General features: G+C 70.8%; 15 protein-coding genes. 3 read left to right on the top strand and 12 right to left on the bottom strand.

Annotated features, from left to right (window positions below):
* Positions 1-43: 43 nt before the first annotated feature.
* On the bottom strand, positions 44-1,249 hold the full coding sequence (locus IPJ17_20005) for a type II secretion system F family protein (GenBank protein QQR73724.1): 1,206 nt from the start codon (positions 1,247-1,249) through the stop codon (positions 44-46).
* A 3-nt stretch (positions 1,250-1,252) separates the two neighbouring features.
* Positions 1,253-2,380: a type IV pilus twitching motility protein PilT gene (locus IPJ17_20000; protein ID QQR73723.1), complete on the bottom strand. Its 1,128-nt coding sequence runs from the start codon at positions 2,378-2,380 to the stop codon at positions 1,253-1,255.
* A gap of 188 nt (positions 2,381-2,568) precedes the next feature.
* On the opposite strand from IPJ17_20000, the gene IPJ17_19995 reads away from it, so the two are divergent.
* Positions 2,569-4,362, top strand: a complete 1,794-nt coding sequence (locus tag IPJ17_19995; protein ID QQR76236.1) for an ABC transporter ATP-binding protein — start codon at positions 2,569-2,571, stop codon at positions 4,360-4,362.
* A 410-nt stretch (positions 4,363-4,772) separates the two neighbouring features.
* Complete coding sequence (locus IPJ17_19990) at positions 4,773-5,363, top strand: hypothetical protein (GenBank protein ID QQR73722.1); 591 nt, start codon at positions 4,773-4,775, stop codon at positions 5,361-5,363.
* Between the two features lie 685 nt (positions 5,364-6,048).
* Here IPJ17_19990 and IPJ17_19985 read toward each other — a convergent pair.
* The 9 genes from IPJ17_19985 to rfbB form a co-directional block, all read right to left on the bottom strand.
* Positions 6,049-6,390: a DUF86 domain-containing protein gene (locus tag IPJ17_19985; protein ID QQR73721.1), complete on the bottom strand. Its 342-nt coding sequence runs from the start codon at positions 6,388-6,390 to the stop codon at positions 6,049-6,051.
* Positions 6,380-6,664, bottom strand: coding sequence for a nucleotidyltransferase domain-containing protein (locus tag IPJ17_19980; protein ID QQR73720.1), 285 nt, complete (start codon positions 6,662-6,664; stop codon positions 6,380-6,382). The genes IPJ17_19985 and IPJ17_19980 overlap by 11 nt, the downstream gene beginning before the upstream one ends.
* A gap of 737 nt (positions 6,665-7,401) precedes the next feature.
* On the bottom strand, positions 7,402-9,177 hold the full coding sequence (ggt, locus tag IPJ17_19975) for a gamma-glutamyltransferase (GenBank protein QQR73719.1): 1,776 nt from the start codon (positions 9,175-9,177) through the stop codon (positions 7,402-7,404).
* Between the two features lie 150 nt (positions 9,178-9,327).
* Positions 9,328-11,235, bottom strand: a complete 1,908-nt coding sequence (locus tag IPJ17_19970) for a CBS domain-containing protein (protein ID QQR73718.1) — start codon at positions 11,233-11,235, stop codon at positions 9,328-9,330.
* A gap of 63 nt (positions 11,236-11,298) precedes the next feature.
* Entirely contained in the window at positions 11,299-12,450 is a 1,152-nt protein-coding gene (locus tag IPJ17_19965; protein ID QQR73717.1) for a Re/Si-specific NAD(P)(+) transhydrogenase subunit alpha, read from the bottom strand.
* A 22-nt stretch (positions 12,451-12,472) separates the two neighbouring features.
* Positions 12,473-14,053, bottom strand: coding sequence for a DUF4301 family protein (locus tag IPJ17_19960; protein ID QQR73716.1), 1,581 nt, complete (start codon positions 14,051-14,053; stop codon positions 12,473-12,475).
* Positions 14,050-14,631 (bottom strand): dTDP-4-dehydrorhamnose 3,5-epimerase, encoded by a 582-nt coding sequence (rfbC, locus tag IPJ17_19955; GenBank protein ID QQR73715.1) that lies wholly within the window; start codon positions 14,629-14,631, stop codon positions 14,050-14,052. The genes IPJ17_19960 and rfbC overlap by 4 nt, the downstream gene beginning before the upstream one ends.
* On the bottom strand, positions 14,628-15,506 hold the full coding sequence (gene rfbA / locus IPJ17_19950) for a glucose-1-phosphate thymidylyltransferase RfbA (GenBank protein ID QQR73714.1): 879 nt from the start codon (positions 15,504-15,506) through the stop codon (positions 14,628-14,630). The genes rfbC and rfbA overlap by 4 nt, the downstream gene beginning before the upstream one ends.
* A complete protein-coding gene (gene rfbB / locus IPJ17_19945; GenBank protein QQR73713.1) occupies positions 15,503-16,636 on the bottom strand; it encodes a dTDP-glucose 4,6-dehydratase in 1,134 nt (377 codons plus the stop codon). The genes rfbA and rfbB overlap by 4 nt, the downstream gene beginning before the upstream one ends.
* 208 nt (positions 16,637-16,844) lie before the next feature.
* On the opposite strand from rfbB, the gene IPJ17_19940 reads away from it, so the two are divergent.
* Entirely contained in the window at positions 16,845-17,657 is an 813-nt protein-coding gene (locus IPJ17_19940; GenBank protein QQR73712.1) for an undecaprenyl-diphosphate phosphatase, read from the top strand.
* Between the two features lie 11 nt (positions 17,658-17,668).
* Here IPJ17_19940 and IPJ17_19935 read toward each other — a convergent pair whose 3' ends face one another.
* A complete protein-coding gene (locus IPJ17_19935; protein ID QQR73711.1) occupies positions 17,669-18,595 on the bottom strand; it encodes a TerC family protein in 927 nt (308 codons plus the stop codon).
* Positions 18,596-18,662 lie beyond the last annotated feature (67 nt).

The following is an 18,662-nucleotide window of genomic DNA, read 5'->3' as shown; positions in this document are numbered from 1 at the left end:
GAGAGGCGGCGGGGGAGGAGGGCCTCCCCCGCGAGGTTCGGGCCTAGCCGATCTTCTGCAGAATCGCGTACATCGGCAGGTACATCGCCGCGACGATCGTGCCGATCACCGTGCCGAGGAAGGCGATCATCAGCGGTTCGAGGAGCTTCATCAGGCCGGCCACCGCGGTGTCGACCTCTTCCTCGTAGAAGTCGGCGATCTTCGACAGCATCTGGTCGAGGGCGCCGGTCTGTTCGCCGACGTTGATCATCTGCACCACCATCGCCGGGAAGACCTTGGTCTCGGCGAGCGGTCCGGAGATCGTCTTGCCCTCTTCCACGCTCTTGCGCACCGCCATGACGGCGTCTTCGATGATCGCGTTGCCGGCGGTCTTGGCGGTGATCTCCAGGCCGTCGAGAATCGGCACGCCCGAGGAGGTCAGGGTGGCGAGGGTGCGGCAGAAGCGCGCCACGGCGATCTTGCGCAGCAGCATGCCGATCGCCGGGATCTTGAGCAGCATGCCGTCGATGACGCGGGCGCCGGCGTAGGTCTTGTGGTACTTGCTCACCGCGAAGTAGATGCCGACGATGCCGGCGATCACGAAGATGAAGTAGCGCCCGAGGAAGTTGCTCGCCCCGACGACCATGCGGGTGAGGAACGGCAGCTCGCTGCCCAGGCCGGCGAAGAGCTGGGCGAACACCGGGATCACCTTCCAGAGGATGATCGCCACCACCAGGCAGGCGACGACGATCAGCGAGACCGGGTACATCAGCGCCGACTTCACCTGCGCGTTGAGCTTGACGACCTTTTCGATGTAGGTCGCCAGGCGCTGCAGGATGATGTCGAGGATACCGCCCGCCTCGCCGGCGGCGATCATGTTGGTGTAGAGGTTGTTGAACGCCGCCGGGTGCTTGCGCATCGCGTCGGCGAGCGAGGAGCCCTGCTCGACGTCGGAGCGGACCTGCTGGATCGCCTCGCGGAAGCGCCGGTTCTCCTCCTGCTCGCCGAGGATCTCCAGGCACTGCACGAGCGGCAGGCCGGCGTCGAGCATCACCGAGAACTGGCGCGTGAAGATGGCGACCCGCTTCGAGTCGATGCGCTGCGGGAAGCGGGGCAGCAGCTTGACCTCGCGCCCCTTCTCGCGGATCGCCGAGACCTGGATGTTCTGCCGCCGCAGGATGGCGAGCGCGGCCTCGCGCGTGTCGGCGAGCAGCACGCCCTCCTGCAGGGCGCCGGCGCGGGTCTTGCCTCTCCAGACGAAATTGGGCATCGGTCAGCTCCTGGTCGCGGCCGGTGCGGGGGCCTCGCCTTGCGGCGCGAGGCCGAGCGCCGCCGGCCCGCGCGCGATCATCTCCTGCAGCTCGTCCGGGTAGGAGGAGCGCGCCAGCGCGGTCTGCAGCGTGATCTGGCGCCGGAAGTAGAGCGCCGCCAGCGACTGGTTGAAGGTCTGCATGCCGTACTTGCCCTGCCCGGTCTGCATCATGCCGTAGATCTGGTGCACCTTGTCTTCGCGGATCAGGTTGCGGATCGCCGCGTTGGGCACCAGGATCTCCATGGCGAGCGCGCGCCCCTTGCCGGTGGCGCGCGGCAGCAGCGACTGGCAGAGGATCCCCTCGAGCACGAACGAGAGCTGGACGCGGATCTGCGACTGCTGGTGGGCCGGGAAGATGTCGACGATGCGGTTGATGGTCTGCGCCGCCGAGTTGGTGTGCAGCGTCGCGAAGGTGAGGTGGCCGGTCTCGGCGATGCGCAGGGCCGACTCCACCGTCTCGAAGTCGCGCATCTCGCCGATCAGCACGACGTCCGGGTCTTCGCGCAGCGCCGAGCGCAGGGCGTTGGCGAAGCTGTGGGTGTCGGCGTGCAGCTCGCGCTGGTTGACCAGGCACTTCTTGTGGCTGTGCAGGTACTCGACCGGGTCCTCGATGGTGACGATGTGCTCGTGCCGCTCGCGGTTGACCTTGTCGAGCATGGCGGCGAGGGTCGTCGACTTGCCCGAGCCGGTCGGTCCGGTGACCAGCACCAGGCCGCGCGGCTTTTCGCAGATCTTCTCCACCACCGCCGGCAGGCCGAGCTCGCGGAAGGAGCGGATCTCGTAGGGGATCTGGCGGAAGGCGCCGGCGATGGCGCCGCGCTGGTGGAAGACGTTGGCGCGGAAGCGCGCCAACCCCTTGATGCCGAAGGAGAAGTCGATCTCGAGGTCCTCCTCCAACCGGTGCTTCTGGTTGTCGGTGAGGATCGAGTAGCACATCTGCTTGGTTTCCACCGGCGTCATCGGGGGAAGGTTGAGCGGTTTGAGCACGCCGTCCACTCTCACCTGGGGAGGCGAGTTGGTGGTGATGTGCAGGTCGGAACCGCCCTGCTCGACCATCGTCTTCAGTAAGGCATTCAACGTCGGAGGCATGCCGTTACCCCTGCCCTTGCCGGAGTTTGACGGCAAGGAGTCTACATCCAAGGGAGCGGGGCGGAAAGCGGAGCGCTCCGCTCTCCCGCGATGCCGCGCCCCGCGCCGGTAGGGTATCGTCCCTGGCGGTGAGCGCCGACGACCCCCTCTCGGAAGCCCAGCTCGGCAAGAGCTACGACAGCGGGCTGATGCGCCGCCTGCTCGGCTACCTGCGGCCGTATCGCCGCGCCACGGCGGCGAGCGTCGGTCTCATCGTCGTCTCCGCCCTCCTGCAACTGGTCGGGCCGCTCGCCACGGCGACGGCGCTCGATCTCTTCGCCGCGCCGCCGGCGGCCGCCGCGCCGCACTCCGGGGTGAGCCGCGCCGTCGCCGCCACCCTCGCCCGGCTCGGGCTCGCGCCGACGCCCCTCCAGGGGATCACCGGAGCGGCGCTGGTCTACCTCGTGGCGCTCGTCGGGGCTTTCGCGGTGGTCTACGCCCAGGGCTATCTCATGCAGGTGATCGGCCAGAAGGTGATGGCGGACCTGCGGGCGGAGCTGTTCGGACACCTGCAACGCCTGGAGGTCGCCACCTTCGACCGCACGCCGGTGGGGCGCCTGGTCACCCGCGTGACCACCGACGTCGACGCGCTCAACGAGCTCTTCACCGCCGGCATCGTCTCGGTCTTCGGCGACCTGATGCTGCTCGCCGGCATCGTCGTCGTGCTCTTCTGGCTCGACCTGCGCCTGGCGCTCGCCACCTTCGCCGTGCTGCCGCTGCTGCTCCTGCTGACCCTCTGGTTCAAGACGCGGGCGCGCGAGAGCTTCCGCGAGGTGCGGGTGAAGATCGCGCGGATCAACGCTTTCCTCCAGGAGCACGTGGCGGGGATGTCGGTCGTCCAGCTCTTCTCGCGCGAGGCGCGGGCGCGCGCCGACTTCCAGACGATCAACCGCGACCACCGCGATGCCAACGTGCGCGGCATCTTCTACTACGCGGTCTACTACCCGGGCATCGAGTTGCTCACCGCCATGGGGCTCGCCCTGGTGCTCTGGGTCGGCGGCGGCGAGGCGGTGCGCGGCACCCTCTCGGTCGGCGCGCTCGTCGCTTTCCTGCAGTACGCCCAGCGCTTCTACCAGCCGCTCGCCGACCTCTCGGAGAAGTACAACGTGCTGCAAGCGGCGATGGCCTCGTCGGAGCGCATCTTCCGCCTGCTCGACACGGCGCCGGCGATCGCCGCCCCGCCGGAGGCGCACGCGCCGGCCCAGATCGCCGGGTCGATCGCCTTCGATCACGTGGTCTTCGGCTACGACCCCGCCGAACCGGTGCTCAAGGGGATGTCGTTCGACGTCGCCGCCGGCGAAATGGTGGCGGTCGTCGGCGCGACCGGAGCCGGCAAGTCGACGCTCGCGAGCCTCCTGCTGCGCTTCTACGACGTGCAGCAGGGGGCGGTCCGACTCGACGGCGTCGACGTGCGCGCGTGGGACCTCGCCGCGCTCCGCCGGGCGGTCGGCGTGGTGCTCCAGGACGTCTTCCTCTTCTCCGGCACTGTGGCGGGCAACCTGCGCCTCGGCGACGAGTCGATCGGCGCCGAGCGGTTGCGCGAGGCCGCCGCCCAGGCCCAGGCGCTCGACTTCATCGAGCGACTCCCGGGTGGCTTCGACGCGGTCGTCCGCGAGCGCGGCGCCGGCCTCTCGGTGGGCCAGAAGCAGCTCCTCGCCTTCGCCCGCGCGCTCGCCTTCGACCCGCGCGTCCTGGTGCTCGACGAGGCCACCGCCTCGGTCGACAGCGAGACCGAGCGGCTCCTGCAGATCGCCCTCGACCGCCTCCTCGTCGGCCGCACCAGCCTGGTCATCGCCCACCGCCTCTCCACCATCCAGCGCGCCGACCGCATCCTCGTCCTCCACAAGGGCGAGCTGCGCGAGCACGGCACCCACCAGGAGCTCCTCGCCCAGCGCGGCATCTACCACCGGCTGTATCAGTTGCAGTATCGGAAGATCGCGTAGGGGCTCGAACGGCCTCGGCGCCGGCGTGTCGTCACCTGCGGCTCGAGAGGCCGATCGACGGTTCCGTGCCGGTGTAGATTCGCCTCATGTCCTGCGATGTGGCGAGGGCGTCGATACGCAGAGGTCGGAGCTGCGGCCATTCGATGGCAGGGCGCACTTCGCCTTGGGTTCTGTTGGCCTGCCTGTTTCTCCTTCCGAGTGCTCTCGTCGCGGGAAGGATCCCTCGTCGGTCCGCTCCGGATGACGGGCGCGACGGGCGGTCGCCGCAGTGGTATTCGCTCGCGGCCGCGAGATCGCCGGCCGGGCTCGACGACCTTCGCCTCCTTCCCGAGGTTGTCCAGTACGAGATCCGGATGTCTGGAGGGGCGAGTCAGGTCGGTGCTTCGGGCGACTGCATCGGGAGCGCGGTCGTGAGGGACGCGGAACCGCCGCTCGGGCCGCTTGGGTGGCCCCAGGCCGTGCTCGATTTCGTCCCGCTCGCGCGCACGATCGTGGTCGGTCGGGTGCGGGAGAAGGAGCCCGGTTTCGTCCGCGGATGGCCTGGCACGGCGTACTGGATCGAGATCGAGAGGCTCATTCGCTGGACGCCGTCCTCGGGCGTGGCGCCGGCGGACCCTCCTTCCGGCTTCGGCGTGACGATCGAGATCGGCGAGTTCGCGTTCGGCGGGCACCGCTTCTGCCGCCGTGATTACCGTTTCAGGATTCTCCCGGAAATCGGGGAACGGGTAGTGCTCCTCTCGAGCTCCGCCTCGCTCGTGCCGGACCTCGTCCCGGTCGAATTGAGCCTCGAATCCACCGCGCTGGTGATCGAGAGGGGGAAGGAGAAAGCGGCCCTTCTTTCGGGGATGGTCGATGCAAGAAGGGACCCCCTCGCCGGGCATTCGCTCGACGAGATCGCCGACGTCGTCGAGCTGGCTGCTGAGAATCCGATCCTCCAGCCCTCGACCTTGCGTCCCGGGCACAACGCCGTCCTGGCGCGGCCGATCTGGGCCGCGTGGTGAGGATCTGTGCCCTCGGGCAGGCGCGCGAGGAGGTCCCTGTGGGCGGGCGCTCGGCAGGGGCGCTAGCCTGAAGTCCTGGTCACCCTCGAGGCGATGGGCAGGAGAAGGAGAGCGACCAGCGGCGTGGGAGCAGGGCGATCGCACGGATCGATCTCGGCGAGCGGGTGCGGGCTCGAGCAGGCGGAACACCCGCGCGGCGAGGCTCTTGAAAACTGAAGAAGGAAGGGACTCCCGAGCGACCGTCTCGGCGCCGCGAGCGCGATGCGGCGCGCGTGGGAGGGGGGATCTGGACAACAAGCGTGCCAAGCTCTCGTGCCATTCTGACGGGGGGTCAATGGGAACGACGGAACCGGCTTGGAATCAACGGGTTGTGGGAAGGAGGCACGCCACGGATGGCAGGAATTGGCAGGAACGGACCCCTCGATTTCAGGGGGTAACTCGAAACGGGGCCGCAAAGGGTCATGGAATCAATGACCTGCAGGGGTGGCCTCGGAATCGACCAGCTACTGACGGTGGGATTGCGACAACTCGGGGATCACGTGCTTGATTGCGCGGTACTTCTGCCTCGGAATCGACCGGTAACTGGCGGTGGGACTACGATGGAGCCCGGTTGTTCAGGGCGGGGGTGAACTGCGCGCGATGGCGCGGGTCGCGGCGGGGACAGGCTGAAGCCTGTCCCCTTTCGTCAGAGGGGCTGAAGGAGCGCGCGCGCCGCGGCGGCCAGCCGCTGCAGGTCCTGCGTGAGGGCCGACCAGACGACCTCTTGGTCGATGATGTCGTAGCCGTGCACCAGCACGTTGCGGAAGTCGACGACTTCGCGACCCTCGGGGAGCTGCGCGAAGAGGGCCGGGTCCTTTCGTGCCACGCGGGCGAGAGCCTCGCCGATGGTGATGAGGTGCCGCTCGGCGATGGCTTGAAGGTCGCCGTCGTTCTCGTAGTCGGGCAGCGAGCGGCCGGCGATGCGATCGTCGAGGAGCGCAGCGAGCTCGACGACCTTCTCGAGAGCGGATCGGCTCTCAGGCAGCATAGAGATCGATCGACGCGCTTTCGAGCGAGTGGCGGAACGCGGGGCCGCGAACGGCTCGGGCGGAGATGAGGTCCACCGGCCTTCCAAACAGATCCTGCAGCGCGAGCTTCAACCCCATGAACTGCTGGAAGCGGCTCATGCCTTCGACCGGCCCCAGCTCGACGAGGAAATCCAGGTCGCTGGTCGCGGGGTCGAATCCGCCCATGGCCGCCGACCCGAAGAGCCGCAGCCTCGCCACGCCGAACCGAGCGCAGAGGGCTCGGAGCTCGGGCATCCTCGAATCGATCAAGGGGCTCTCTCGCATGGGCCGATTCTCGCTCAGGTCCTCCCTTGTCGGAAACGCGCGCTGCCGCAGCCGTTCCGTATCCAAGGGAGAACGGGAGAGCGGGTGGCGGGGACGGGCTGAAGCCTGTCCCCTGTCGAGAGCTTGGCGGCAGGGTTTGACGGGCGCTTCAGGCGAAGCGTACCCTCGTCGCGATGGCGTCGTCAGAGAAGCCGTTCCGAGTGGAGGCTCTCGAGGATCTGGACGATCCCCGCTTCGTGGAGGCGCTTTCTCCCGAGATGCGAGCGTTGTACCCAGGGCTGAAGCCGTTGGTGCGGGCGACGCTCGCGGCGGACGGGCTGCCCGAACGACGCTCTGCACCGCTGCCGGGGGCGGAGCCCCCCTCCGAGGACCGGTAGTCTCTCGCGGGCGAGCGGGATCCGCCTCTCGTTCATGGATCGCCGAGCAACGTCTCGGCTCCACTCTGCTTGGCCTGCGCGCCACCATCGACAAGTCGATCGCTCAGCAACTCGCAGCGGGGTTGGGCGAACGCGGGCGTGGTGTGTCTGCCAGTGCGCCGCTGCTTGCTCGAGGGAGAACGGGAGATTGGATCGATGGCGGGGACAGGCTGAAGCCTGTCCCCTGTCGTCAGCAGGCTGAAGCCTGTCCCCTTTCGTCAGCGGGTCCCCTTTCGTCAGCCGGCCCCTGTCGTTGTTCGGTCGCGAAGCCGATCGCTTCGCTGGGCTGTCTCAGGGCAACGGCCGCACGACGCCGGCGCCGCCGGGGCCGCGGGGGTCGGCGGCGGCGGTGAGGGTGCCGTCGGGGAGGAGGCGGACGGCGTTGACTTTGGCGGTCGAGGTGGCGGGGACGAGGGCGTGGCCGCGGCGTTCGAGGTCGGCGCGGGTTTCGGGGGAGAGGGCGTCGGTCTCCGCTTCGAGGCGGTCGGGGAGCCACTGGTGGTGCAGGCGCGGGCGGTCGACCGCGGCCTGGAGCTCGTCGCCGTCGACGAGGAGCGAGAGCAGCACCTGCGCGGTGGCGGTGGCGATGCGCGAGCCGCCGCGGCCGCCGAGGACGATCGCTTCGCTGCCGTGGAGCGCCAGCGTCGGGCTCATCGACGAGAGCATGCGGTGCCCGGCGGCGACGCGGTTGGCCTCGCCCTGGATGATGCCGTAGGTGTTCGGGCGGCCCGGAGCGGCGGTGAAGTCGTCCATCTCGTTGTTGAGGAACGCTCCGACCTCGGCGACGAAGAGCCCGCAGCCGAAGAGCTCGTTGAGCGTCGTGGTGAGCGCGACGAGGTTGCCGTCGCCGTCGACGACCGAGAGGTGCGTCGTCTCCGTCGGCTCGCGCCCGCTCTCGCTCGCCGGCGCTCCCGGCGCCGGTGCCGTGACCGGTGCGGCTTGGGGGTAGGGCTGGACGAGCGCCGAGGGCGTCGCCCGCTGGCGGTCGACGCCGGCGGCGCGACGGTCGAGCCAGTCGGGAGCGAGCAGCTCGGCGACGTTCGCCCGCGTGCTCGCCGGGTCGCCGAGCAGGAAGCGATCGGCGAAGGCGCGGCGGTAGGCCTCGGCGAAGCGGTGGGCGCGCTCGGCGCCGCCGTGCGGCTCCTGCGTCCAGCCGGTACGTTCGAGCAGCGCGAGCGCCTCGCCGAGGACGATGCCGCCGGAGGAGGGGAGCGGCATGGTGACGAACGACCAGCCGAGCCGCTCGAAGCGCAACGGCTCGCGCCAGGCCGGGCGGTACGCGGCGAGATCGGTCGCGGTGAGGATGCCGCCCTGTCGCGAGGACGCGGCCACGATCGCCGCGGCGCGCGGTCCTTCGGTGAGCGCGACCGCGCCGCGTCGCGCGTAGTCGGCGAGCGTGTCGGCAAGCGCGGGGAGCTGCACGGCGCTCCCCGCGGCGAGCGGCGCGCCGCCCGGCAGCCAGACCTCGCTGGCGCTGGGGAAGCGGGCGAGCAGCTCGCGGCTCCTCTCGAGCGAGCGCGCGGTGCGGCGGCTGAGCGCGAACCCGCCGCGGGCCAGCCGCTCGGCGGGAGCGACCACGGCGCCCCAGGCGAGCTTTCCGAAGCGCCGGTGGAGCTCGGCGAGACCGGTTGGCGTGCCGGGCACCCCCGCGGCGAGCGGCCCGACGGTCGAGGCTCCCGGGCGCGGCTGGCCGCGCGCGTCGAGGTACATCGTCGCCGTGGCCGCCGCGGGGCCGGTCTCGCGGAAGTCGAGCGCCGCGAGCTCGCCGCCGACGCGCACCACCGCGAAGCCGCCACCGAGCAGGTTGCCGGCCTCCGGGTGCACCACCGCGAGCGCCAGGGCGGTCGCCACGGCGGCGTCGACCGCGTTGCCGCCGTCACGCAGGATGGCGAGGCCGACCTCCGTGGCGAGGGGTTCGTCGGAGGCCACCGCGCCGCCGCGACCGTGCGGTGCCGGAGGATCCGCGGCGAGGAGCGTGGAGGCGAGAAGGAGCGGTGCGGCGGCGACGAGGACGCCGGCGACGACGCGGCGGAAGGGGAATCTCGGAGAGGAGGGTCGCGAGCTCACGGGGCGAGCGTGCCAGCTCGCGGGGCGAGGGGCAAGGGGCGCCCGCGGGGGCGGTGCGATGGCGTCGAGAGGAGGCGCGCGCCCGCCGCGGTCGCGGGCTGCCGCGGCCATCGGCAGTGCCTCGCGACGAACCGCGGCGACGACGGCGAATCAGTGGCTCAGCTCGTCCTCGAGCAACTGGCCGGCGACGCCGAGGAAGTCGTTCTCGGTGACGATGCCGACGAGCTTCTCCTCCTGCACCACGGGCAGGCAGCCGACGCGGTGCTGCCGCATCAGCCGGATGGCCTCGAGCGCCGACATCTCGGGCGTCGCTACCTGCACGTCGCGCTTCATCACCTCCTGCACCGGCACGGTGGCCCCCGGTCCCTTGCCGGGCTGCGAGATCAGGCGCAGGAGCTGGCGGTGGGTCACCAGGCCGAGCAGGTGATGGTGCGCGTCCTCGACCGGCACGTAGCGGATGCGCTTCCAGTCCATCACCGCGGCGACGAGGTCGATGACGTCCTCGGGGCCGACGGTGAAGAGGTCGGTGGTCATGAACTGCTCGACGCGCGAGAAGTGCTTCTCCCAGCCGCCCGCCTCTTCCAGACGCGCGACCGGCCAGAGGTGACCCGGATCGCCCTGCTTCTGCCGCGCCACGGCGCCGGCAGTGATGGCCGCCAGCCGCTCGGCCTTGAGCCCCTGGTCCTTCATCGCGGCGAGCGAGTCGAGCTGCCACTGCGAGCCGCTGCGCTTGGTCCGGACCCGCTCCTCGATCACGCCGAGATAGCGGTCGATGTCCTCGCTCGCGATCTCCTTCGTCTTCAGCCCTTCGCGGGCGAGCGGCAGCAGCTCCTCGAGGATGAGGTCGATCGCCGAGACGTTGGCGCGCCCCGGCCAGGTGAGCTGGGCGCGCATCCCCAGCCGTGCCGCCGCCATGAAGTTCTCCTGCGCGGCGTCGAAATCGAGCTCGCGGCGGATGTCGCCGTAGTGGCGGCTGCCGCCGGCGAGCAGACCGAACCAGAAGGCGGCGTTGGCCACCTCGTCGAGGATGCTCGGGCCGGCGGGCAGGATGCGGTTCTCGATCCGCAGGTGCGCCTTGTCGCCGAGGATGCCGTAGCAGGGTCGCGTCCAGCGGTAGATCGTCCCGTTGTGCAGCCGCAGCGCCTTGAGATTGGGGATCTGGTTGGCGCGGATCATGGCGAACGGGTCTTCGTCGATCTCGGCCGAGAGCAGCACGCGGAAGCGGGCGATGTCCTCGCGGAAGATCTCGAGCACCGAGCCGTCGACCCAGTGCCGGCCGAAGGAGACGCGCGGCGCCTGCTCGCGCAGGTGCGGGGTTGCCGCCCGGTGGTCGACCGACTGCTGGAAGAGGGCGATGCGGGTCTCGCGCCAGAGCCGCTTGCCGAAGAGGAGCGGCGAGTTGCAGGCGCCGGCGAGCACCGGGGCGGCGAGCGCCTGGGTGAGGTTGTAGAGCTCGACGAACTCGTCCGGGCCGACCTGGTAGTGCGCCTGGAAGCTGGTGTTGCAGGCCTCGACCATCACCGAGTCGTGGCTGACGATCAGCTCGTCGAGGCCCTTGATGTAGAACTCGTAGTCGCTGCCGCGCAGCCGCTTCATCGCGTCGTTGAGCGCGAAGTAGCGCGGCTTCGGCGTCATGTTGGCGAGCGAGAGGTCGGACTTCTCGAGCGTCGGCAGGATGCCGATCATCGCCAGCTCGATGCCCAGGGCGTCGGCTGCCTCGCGCCCCTTGGCGAGGAGCTCGTTCATCTGGCGTTCCATGCGGCGCAGACAGTCGCCGCCGAACGTCATCGGGTCGGTGTTGAACTCGAGGTTGAAGCGGGCGAGCTCGGTCGTGTAGTGGTCGTCGCCGATCTGCTCCATCATCTCGACGGCGAGCGGCGCCGGGCGCCACCGCTTGTCGACCAGGAAGAGCTCCTGCTCGGCGCCGATGCGGCGCACGCCCTTCTCGATGAACCCGTGTTCGAGCAGCAGCTCGAGGGCGCGCAGATCGGCGAGCAGTCGGCGCGTGAAATCGCGCAGCCGCTCGGCGTCGAGCTCGCGGACGTCGTGTTCGCCCATGGCAGCCTCCGGCGATGCCGCGCGAGCATAGCCGGAGGCGGGAAGAAGAAGAAAGGGGCGGGGCTAGCCGGCCTGCACGCGTGCCAGGACGGCCGGGTTGACGACCTGGCCCTGGTGGGTGAGCAGCGCCTCGCGCAGGATCTCGTCGGCGACGTCGATCCGCAGCTCGCCTTCCTTGACGAAGTGGAGCAGCAGGCTGACGACGTTGCGGGCGAAGAGAATGCTGGCGTCGGTGGCCATGCCGGCGGCGAGGTTGGTCGGCCCGAGCACCAGGACGCCGCGGTGGACGACCTCCTCGTCGGCGCGGGTCACTTCGCAGTTGCCGCCGCGCTCGGCGGCGAGGTCGACCAGCACCGCGCCCGGCTTCATCGCCTCGAGCATCGCCTTGGTGATGAGGATCGGCGCGGACTTGCCGGGCACCTGGGCGGTGGTGATGACGACGTCGGCCTGCGCCAGGTGGCGGGTGAGGATCTCGCGCTGCTGGGCCAGGGCGTCGGCCGAAAGCTCCTTGGCGTAGCCGCCGGCGCCTTCGCCGGACTCGCCGATCGTCAGGTCGATGAAGCGGCCGCCGAGCGACTCGACCTGCTCCTTGACCGCCGGACGGACGTCCGAGACCTCGACCACCGAGCCGAGCCGCTTGGCGGTCGCGATGGCCTGCAACCCGGCGACGCCGGCGCCGAGCACGACGACGCGCGCCGGCGGGATGGTGCCGGCGGCGGTCGTCATCAACGGGAAGTACTTGCCGACCCGGGTGGCAGCGAGCAGCACGGCGCGGTAGCCGGCGATCGAGGCCTGCGACGAGAGCGCGTCCATCTCCTGGGCGCGGGTGATGCGCGGGATCAGCTCCATCGAGAGCGTCGTCGTGCGGCGCTCGGTGTAGCGGCGCACCACGGCCAGGTTGAACGGGTCGAGGAAGCCGATCAGCACGGCTCCCGGCTTGAGCGCCTCGATCTCGTTGATCCCCAGGGCGTGGTTGGCGCCGAGCGGGGCGACCTTCAGCACCACGTCGGCGCTGCGCCACATCTCTCCCGGATCGGCGGCGATGCGGGCACCGACCTTGACGAAGGCCTCGTCGAGCAGGCCGGCGGCGTCGCCGGCACCGGATTCGAGATGGACGGCCAACCCGGCCTTGACCATCCGCTTGACGCTGTCGGGGGAGGCGGCGACGCGGCGCTCGCCAGGGCGGCTTTCCTTGGGGACGAAGACGTTGAGCATGGCCGGTCCGGGGAGAAGGAGGTTAGGAGTCCGAGCGATCGTAGCCCCGGCCTCCGGGGCTTGCAACCGGCCCGACGGATGGGACGGGAAGGACGCGATGCTCGGGACGCGCCAGGTCGAGGAGCGTCTTGACCGGGGCGAACGTCGCCACGGGTACTTCGACGAAGACGGTGTGCCAGTGGGCCATCGCACCGTTCCAGAGGCCGGGGCGCTCGAGCGCCACGAGCTCGCGCCCGCCCTCGCTCTTGCGGGCGAGGAAGACGGCTGCGGGATCGACGAAGCGGTCGAGGTCGTAGCGGCGCCCGGCCGGGTCGTCGAGCGCACAGACGAGCTGCACCGGGTTGAAATGGGTGGCCGAGCGCCAGAGCGCCGACTGCTCGGCATCGGCGAGGTCGACCTGCGCCGATTCGACGAGCTGGCGGCTCGCCGAGCCGTCGGACGCGGCGACCCAGAACGGTCCGCCCCCGGGCTCCCCGGTGTTGGCGACGACACCGCAGAGGCGCAGCGGACGGTCGAGCCGGGCGCGGAGCGCGGCGGCGTCCGGCAGGTCGCGGTCGGAAACGGCCGCGTCGGGGTGGCCGAGCTCGGCGAGCAGGGCGACCGCCTCGCGGCGGGCGGCGTCACTGGCCGCGTCGTCGCCCAGCCGGTGGAAGAGCTCGTCGCGGCGCGCGGTGAGCAAGGCGGCGAGCCCGACGAGCAGCCGCTGCCAGTGGATCACCTCGGCCTGCGCCCGTTCGGGCAGGACGTTGTCGATGTTCTTCACCACGACGAGCTCGCCGCGCGTGCGCGCCAGGTTGCCGAGCAACGCGCCATGCCCTCCCGGGCGGCGCAGCAGGGCGCCGTCGGCGTCCCGGAACGGCTGGCCGTCGCGATCGAGCGCGAGCGTGTCGGTCGCCGGCTCCTGGTGCGAGAGGTCGACCTCGAAGGTGATGCCGAGCCGCGCCCCGAGCGTGCGAGCGGCCTCGGCCAACTCGGCGGAAAAGGCCTCGTCGCTGCCCGGCGAGACGGTGAAGTGCAGGCGGCACCGGCCCTGGCGATCGGCAAGGTAGGCGGCGCCCTCGACGAGATGCTCGACGAAGGCGGTGCGTGGCCCTTCCGGGTAGAGGTGGAACGGCAGCAACCCCTTGGGCCGGGCGGCGAGGCCGAGCCCCGGGCGGGAGACCAGGGTGGAGACCAGCGTCGCTAGGTCGCCGTCGGCGAGCACCTGGTCGAGGCCCTTGCCGGTCTCGGTCAGGGCCGAGGCGAGCAGCGGGCGCAGAGCGAGCTCGTCGAGCCGTGCCGCGACGCTCGCCGCCGCGCTCTGCGGCCGCTCGGCGGTCGGGTCGATGAGAAAGGCGAGCAGGTCGGCGAACATCCGGCTGGCGGCGCCGGAGGCCGGGACGAATTTCGCCAGCCGACCGGCGGCCGCGGCCTCGGCGGCGGCGGCAAGCAGCGGCTCGGCCGCCGCGGCGTCGAGCCGCAGGATGCCGTCGCCGACCCGGCACGGCCGGAGCAGGCGCGCCGGCGGCGGGGGCGAGGCGAGCAGGGCGAGCTGGCGCTCGGCCTCCGCGCGGGAGATCCCGACGGCGGCGAGGGTGGCGAGGTCCCGGGAGGTCAGGCTCATGACGCCGTCTCCGGCACGCCGACCGCCGGGAAGACCGGCAGCCGGTCGAGGATCTCGTCGAGACGGGGTGCTGCGGCGTCACGCGGCGACAGGAGCGGGGCGGCGATCGGCCAGTCGATGCCGATCCGCGGGTCGTTCCAGGCGATCCCGATCTCGCCGCCCGGATCGTAGAACTCGGTCACCTTGTACTGCACCTCGGCCGCCTCGGAGAGCACGCAGAAGCCGTGAGCGAAGCCCTCGGGGACCCAGAGCAGGCGGAAGTTGTCCTCGGAGAGGATCGCCCCGGCCCACCGCCCGAAGGTCGGCGAGCCGCGCCGGATGTCGACGCCGACGTCGAAGATCTCGCCGCGTGTGCAGCGCACGAGCTTGCCCTGCGGCCGGCGAAGCTGGGCGTGGAGCCCGCGCAGCGTGCCGGCGCGCGAGCGCGAGTGGTTGTCCTGGACGAGACGAAGCGTCAGCCCCGCCTCGGCGGCCCAGCGCCGCTCGTGGAAGACCTCGAGGAAGAAGCCGCGCTCGTCGCGGAAGACGTCGGGCTCGACGAGGACGATCTCCGGCACCTCGGTGGGCGTGAACTTCACGCGGCGCCCTCTTCGGCGAGGAGGCGGAGCAGGTACTGGCCGTACTCGCTCTTGCCGAGCGCGCGGGCCTCGCGAGCGAGCGCCTCGGCGTCGATCCAGCCGCGGCGGTAGGCGATCTCCTCGAGGCAGGCCACCTTGAGTCCCTGCCGCTCCTCGATCGCCTGGATGAAGTTCGAGGCCTGCAACAGCGACTCGTGCGTGCCGGTGTCGAGCCAGGCGATGCCGCGACCGAGCACCTCGACGTGGAGCTCGCCGAGCGCGAGGTAGGCGCGGTTGACGTCGGTGATCTCGAGCTCGCCGCGGGGCGAGGGCTCGAGGTCGGCGGCGATGTCGAGCACGCGATTGTCGTAGAAGTAGAGGCCGGTCACCGCGAGGTGCGAGCGCGGCTTGGCCGGCTTCTCCTCGAGCGAGACGGGGCGCCCGTCCGCGTCGAGCACCACGACGCCGTAGCGCTCCGGGTCGCGCACGCGGTAGGCGAAGACGGTCGCGCCGCGCTCGGTGGCCGCGGCGGCGGCCAGGCTCTCCGGGAATCCGTGGCCGTAGAAGATGTTGTCGCCGAGCGCCAACGCCACGCGATCGGCGCCGACGAACGCGCGGCCGATGTGGAACGCCTGGGCGAGCCCCTCGGGCTTCGGCTGCACGGCGTAGTCGAGGTGTGCCCCGAAGCGCGAGCCGTCGCCGAGCAGCCGCACGAACGAGTCGCGGTCCTCCGGCGTGGTGATCACCAGGATGTCGCGGATGCCGGCGAGCATCAGGCTCGACAGCGGGTGGTAGACCATCGGCTTGTCGTAGACCGCCAGCAACTGCTTGCTGACGCCGCGGGTGACCGGGTGGAGGCGGGTGCCGGCGCCGCCGGCGAGCAGGATCCCCTTCATCGCGTTCCTCCCGTCGGCGAGCCGGCGGACGCCGTCCCGAGGCCGAGGCGCTCGCGGCCGTAGCGGCCGGAGGAGACCTCGGCGCACCAGCCGGGGTGCTCGAGGTACCAGGCGACGGTGGCGGCGATCCCGCTCTCGAAGTCGTGCTCCGGACTCCAGCCGAGCTCGGCGCGCGCCCTCGTGGCGTCGATCGCATAGCGACGATCGTGGCCCGGTCGATCGGCGACGAAGGTGCGCAGCTCGCTGTAGCTCGTCACCCCGGCGGCGGCGAGGGCCGGGTTGTGGCTCGCCGGCACCAGCCGTTCCAGGGCGGCGCAGATCGACTCGATCACCGCGAGGTTGGTGCGCTCGTTGCCGCCGCCGAGGTTGTACTTCTCGCCGGCGCGACCGCGGGAGAGGGCGAGCTCGATGCCGGCGCAGTGGTCGCCGACGTAGATCCAGTCGCGCACGTTGCCGCCGTCGCCGTAGACCGGCAGCGGCTTGCCCTCGAGTGCGTTGAGCACCATGAGCGGGATGAGCTTCTCGGGGAACTGGTACGGGCCGTAGTTGTTCGAGCAGTTGGTGACGATCGCCGGCAGTCCGTAGGTGTGCACGTAGGCGCGGACCAGATGGTCGGCCGCGGCCTTCGAGGCGGCGTAGGGCGAGTTCGGGGCGTAGGCCGTCTCCTCGGAGAAGAGCCCCTCGTCACCGAGCGAGCCGTAGACCTCGTCGGTCGAGACGTGGAGGAAGCGGAAGCGCTCCCGCGTCGCGACGTCGAGCGCGGCGTGATGGTGCCGGGCCGCTTCGAGCAGTTCGAAGGTGCCGTTCACGTTGGTGCGCACGAACTCGCCCGGGCCGTCGATCGAGCGGTCGACATGGCTCTCGGCGGCGAAGTTGACCACCGCGTCCGGTCGCACCGCGGCGAAGAGGGCGCGCACGGCGTCGCGGTCGGCGATGTCGCCGCGCACGAAGCGGACGCGCTCGCCGTCGATCAGGCCGTCGAGCGAGGCCAGGCTTCCGGCGTAGGTGAGCTTGTCGAAGACGACGACGCGCGGACCGTTCGCGCCCCGAGCGGCGAGCCGGCGCACGAAATTCGAGCCGATGAAGCCGGCGCCGCCGGTGACGATCCAGGTCTCGTCGGGATGGAACATGCTGCGCTCCTCACGGTCGGGAGGGTTCTAGCGTGGAAGCTCGCGCGGACCGCCGCCGTGCCAGCGCTCGGCGCGAGCGCTGCGACACCCGGCGAGACGCCACGACGGCCGGGAGCCCGGCCGCCCGCGGAGCCTCTCGGCGAGCGCCGGCGTAGTATACGCGTCCGCCCCTCGGGGCGCCTCCCCGGGACGGTCGGAGACCCCGCACATGACCCCGATTCAGATCGTCGTCCTCGCCCTCGTTCAGGCGATCACCGAGTTCCTGCCGATCAGCTCCTCGGGGCACCTCATCCTCATCCCCCGGCTGCTCGGTTGGCCCGATCAGGGGTTGTCGTTCGACATCGCCACGAACACCGGGACCCTGCTCGCCGTGCTCCTCTACTTCCGCCGCGACCTCGCGGCGGTGGTGCGCGACGTCCTGGGGTCCCCGGCGGTGTGGCGGCCGGAGGCCCCCGAGGGCGCACGCCTCGGCTGGCACCTCGCCCTCGGGACTCTCCCGGCCGCGGTGGTCGGACTCGCGGCGCACCACTGGATCTCGACCGCCGGCCGCAGTCCCGTGCTCATCGCGATCGACCTGATCGTCTACGGCCTGTTGCTCGGTCTGGCCGACCGGATCGCCCGCGAGCGCCGCGACGAGCTCTCGCTCACCGCCACCGAGGCGCTCCTGGTCGGCACGGCTCAGGCCCTCGCCCTCGTCCCCGGAACCTCCCGGTCCGGCATCACGATGACGGCGCTGCTCCTGCTCGGCCTGACCCGGCCGGCTGCGGCGCGCTTCTCCTTCCTGCTCGCCGTGCCGATCGGCATCCTCGCCGAGGGCAAGGACCTGCTCGATCATCTGCTGGGCAACGGCTTCGAGGCCGGTGCGCTCGGCCAGATGGCGCTCGCCGTCGCCGTCTCGGCGGTGGCGGGCTACGGCGTCATCGCCTGGCTGCTCGCCTGGCTGCGCAAGCGCTCGCTGCGCCTCTTCGTCGTCTATCGCGTCGCCTTCGGGATCGCGCTGCTCGTCTGGGCGCTGCGCTGATCGGGCGCGGCTCAGCTCTCGGCCGGCGGGAAGAGGATCGACGCGAGGATCGACAGCGCCAGGAGAGCGCCGATCGTGCCGAGCGAGAGGCCGATCGGGACGTGGATCCACTCCGAGATCAGCATCTTGATGCCGATGAAGGCGAGCACCAGTCCGAGCCCGTACTTGAGGTAGTGGAACTTGTCCATGACGCTCGCCAGCAGGAAGTAGAGCGAGCGCAGGCCGAGGATGGCGAAGATGTTCGAGGTGAAGACGAGGAACGGGTCGCGGGTGACGCCGAAGATGGCGGGGATCGAATCGACCGCGAACACGACGTCGGTGGCCTCGACGACCACCAGCACGAGCAGCAGCGGGGTGGCGTGGAAGCGTCCCGAAAGCCGGACGAAGAAGCGCTGGCCGTGGTACTCCGAGGTGAGCGGCACGAGGCGCCGCAGCAGGTGCACCATCGGGTTCTTCTCGGGGTGGATCTCGGCGTCCTGCTGCAGCAGCAGCTTGATTCCGGTCACCACCAGGAAGGCACCGAAGACGAGGATCGCCCATTGGAATCGGGCGATGAGCGCCGCGCCGGCGAGGATGAACGTGGCGCGCAGCACCAGCGCCCCGAGGATCCCCCAGAAGAGCACCCGATGCTGCAACTCGGCCGGGACGGCGAAGTAGCCGAAGATCACCAGGAAGACGAACAGGTTGTCGACCGAGAGGGCGTACTCGATCAGGTAGCCGGTGAAGAACTCGAGCGCCGGCACGCGGCCGAACCGCCAGGCGATCCAGCTGCCGAAGGCCACGGCCAGGGTGACGCAGAAGAGGGTCCAGAGTGCGGCCTCGCGTGGCTTGACGGCGTGAGCGCGCCGGTTCAAGACCCCGAGGTCGAGCGCCAGGACGGCCCCGACGCCGACGAGGAAGAGGCTCCAGAAGAGCGGGGATCCGATGCTGTGCGGCATGGGCGGGTTGGCGGGTCCGCGATCGAGCCCGGCGCGGTGAGCTTATCGCGGCCCGTCGGGGCGCAGG

The sequence above is a fragment of the Holophagales bacterium genome (assembly GCA_016699405.1).
Taxonomy (GTDB): Bacteria; Acidobacteriota; Thermoanaerobaculia; order Multivoradales; family JAGPDF01; genus JAAYLR01.
The sequence above is the reverse complement of the archived record's forward strand: the minus strand, read 5'-3'. Positions and strand labels throughout refer to the sequence as shown.

What these genes read in the sequence shown, in the direction of transcription:
- IPJ17_20005 (QQR73724.1), bottom strand. Translation starts at nt 1,249, where the DNA reads ATGCCCAATTTCGTCTGGAGAGGCAAGACCCGCGCCGGCGCCCTGCAG.
- IPJ17_20000 (QQR73723.1), bottom strand. Translation starts at nt 2,380, where the DNA reads ATGCCTCCGACGTTGAATGCCTTACTGAAGACGATGGTCGAGCAGGGC.
- IPJ17_19995 (QQR76236.1), top strand. Translation starts at nt 2,569, where the DNA reads ATGCGCCGCCTGCTCGGCTACCTGCGGCCGTATCGCCGCGCCACGGCG.
- IPJ17_19985 (QQR73721.1), bottom strand. Translation starts at nt 6,390, where the DNA reads ATGCTGCCTGAGAGCCGATCCGCTCTCGAGAAGGTCGTCGAGCTCGCT.
- IPJ17_19980 (QQR73720.1), bottom strand. Translation starts at nt 6,664, where the DNA reads ATGCCCGAGCTCCGAGCCCTCTGCGCTCGGTTCGGCGTGGCGAGGCTG.
- IPJ17_19970 (QQR73718.1), bottom strand. Translation starts at nt 11,235, where the DNA reads ATGGGCGAACACGACGTCCGCGAGCTCGACGCCGAGCGGCTGCGCGAT.
- IPJ17_19965 (QQR73717.1), bottom strand. Translation starts at nt 12,450, where the DNA reads ATGCTCAACGTCTTCGTCCCCAAGGAAAGCCGCCCTGGCGAGCGCCGC.
- IPJ17_19960 (QQR73716.1), bottom strand. Translation starts at nt 14,053, where the DNA reads ATGAGCCTGACCTCCCGGGACCTCGCCACCCTCGCCGCCGTCGGGATC.
- rfbA (QQR73714.1), bottom strand. Translation starts at nt 15,506, where the DNA reads ATGAAGGGGATCCTGCTCGCCGGCGGCGCCGGCACCCGCCTCCACCCG.
- rfbB (QQR73713.1), bottom strand. Translation starts at nt 16,636, where the DNA reads ATGTTCCATCCCGACGAGACCTGGATCGTCACCGGCGGCGCCGGCTTC.
- IPJ17_19940 (QQR73712.1), top strand. Translation starts at nt 16,845, where the DNA reads ATGACCCCGATTCAGATCGTCGTCCTCGCCCTCGTTCAGGCGATCACC.
- IPJ17_19935 (QQR73711.1), bottom strand. Translation starts at nt 18,595, where the DNA reads ATGCCGCACAGCATCGGATCCCCGCTCTTCTGGAGCCTCTTCCTCGTC.